We start from the raw sequence: 354 nt of genomic DNA, 5'->3' as shown, positions 1-354 counted from the left end.
TCTTCCGATCTCGTACGGGGAGTTGGTCGGCGAGGAGGGCGCCAACCCTCCCCCGCTGCTCACCCCCTTCGCCTGGTCCCTGATGGCCGTGCACTGCCTGGAGCTGCTGACCGCCGCCTACCACGGCCAGTCGCAGTGGCCCCGGGCGGAGATCGAGGGGCTGGTCCAGGCACTGGTGGATGCCGCCTGGAGGCGCGGCAGCGTCAGTGACCGCAAGTTCGCCGTCGACTGTCTGCCCCTGCTGCCGGAGCCGGTCCGCGAGCGGTACATCGACCGCGCGTTCGCCGGTGGCAGCGGCTGGATCCGCACCACGGCGCTGCGCGACTGCGCCACGTTGCCCGCCCTGACCCCCGG

The 354-nt window shown here is 72.6% G+C and carries 1 protein-coding gene; it reads left to right on the top strand.

From position 1 onward, the window contains the following. The coding region (locus AB0C16_RS41065; protein WP_357691648.1) for a hypothetical protein at positions 1-354 on the top strand (354 nt) is incomplete at both ends.

This window comes from Nonomuraea sp. NPDC048916 (assembly GCF_040649575.1).
In the GTDB taxonomy this organism is placed as follows: Bacteria; Actinomycetota; Actinomycetes; order Streptosporangiales; family Streptosporangiaceae; genus Nonomuraea.
This window is presented reverse-complemented; position numbering and strand designations above follow the sequence as displayed.